2 protein-coding genes are annotated in these 1,216 nt (G+C 57.3%); one reads left to right on the top strand and one right to left on the bottom strand.

The window, feature by feature from the left end; all coding sequences use genetic code 11:
* Window positions 1-10: 10 nt before the first annotated feature.
* On the bottom strand, window positions 11-640 hold the full coding sequence (locus tag RV1423_RS28165; RefSeq protein WP_034303960.1) for a hypothetical protein: 630 nt from the start codon (window positions 638-640) through the stop codon (window positions 11-13).
* A 230-nt stretch (window positions 641-870) separates the two neighbouring features.
* Between RV1423_RS28165 and RV1423_RS28170 the strand changes: the two genes are divergently transcribed.
* The coding region (locus RV1423_RS28170) for a DNA-binding protein (protein ID WP_034303961.1) at window positions 871-1,216 on the top strand (346 nt) is incomplete at its 3' end.

The following is a 1,216-nucleotide window of genomic DNA, read 5'->3' on the forward strand; positions in this document are numbered from 1 at the left end:
AATCGATTCTTCATACCAATGCTCGTCGAAACACCGTACCGGGACCCAAGGGCAATAACCGTAATGCGTCTGCCTTGATGCTGCCCCGATGCAGAAGCATGAACACCGCCGTTCGCACCAGGACGATGTCATTGGGTTGAAAATCGCACTCGAGTTGAGCGAGCGTGGGGGCAGCAACGCTGGCTCGCTCGATATCCCTCACAAGCCGCTCATTTACCAAGCGCGCATTCAGCGTCAGATACGGCAGGATACGCACCCAGTTATCGATCCAGACACTGCGTGACGCCAAGCTCCCCGCTGCAACGTAACGAACCCCGATATCTAGGCTCGAACTCAGCGTGCCGACACGGCCAGGTCGGACGTCGTCTGCGAGGATGCAGCACGCTTCGCGGGGTCCCGCCTTGACCCAGAAATCGGTCAAGCGCCTCCCCTCGACTGCCTCCCAATAGGCCGGACGTTCACAATAACTGTGAACGAGGGGGGCGCTTTCTAAAAGCGTCCAAAAGCGCACTTGTAGAGGCGTAAACAGGGTCACCCTACGCCCAATTTTCGGCGCATAAAACTCATACCGCGGGGCACCTTTTGGTCGCGCACTGTGGATCGGAATCGTGTAGCGATGCACCGTAGAATGAGTCGCCATGCGGGTCTCCAGCTGTTTACCAAAGTTTTAGCAGATTTATTTCGAATTTCAAGGTTGTTGCAGATTTACTTCGTTCATGATCGAAGCAAAAGTGTGAACACGGGAAATGGAACCGCCGAGAACTCAATGACTTACGGATTGCAAAGTGTTCACAAGATTACTTCGATTGACGGCAAGACCACGTCAACGCCATCGCCAATCAGCTCAAAGCCAAAGGCATCAAACCGACGGTGCGGCTGATCATTGCCGAGCACGGCAGCGGCAGCCAGGGCACCGTTCACCCGATGCTGAAGAACTGGGAGAGCGGCAATCAGCCGTCAAAGGAGGGCGTGACGCTGTCCCCGGTCCTGGTGCGCATGCTTCAGGAGCATTTCACCCAGGAGGTGGCGCGTGCCACCTCCGAGGTACAAGTGCAGTTGGCCAACAGCGAGGAAGCGGCGGCCGATCTGGCCCGCGAAAACCAGGCGCAGGCTGAACTGATCGAGCAACGCGAGGAAGAGGTCAGTGAACTGACCGACTCCGCCGCTTCGCTGCAGGGCCGCTTTGACCAGCTAGAGCGCGAGCTGGCGGCAGTGC

This window comes from Herbaspirillum sp. RV1423, assembly GCF_000577615.1.
GTDB lineage: Bacteria > Pseudomonadota > Gammaproteobacteria > Burkholderiales > Burkholderiaceae_D > Herbaspirillum.

Excerpts from the sequence above, each read along its gene's own strand:
- RV1423_RS28165 (WP_034303960.1), bottom strand. The coding sequence starts at position 640 with ATGGCGACTCATTCTACGGTGCATCGCTACACGATTCCGATCCACAGT.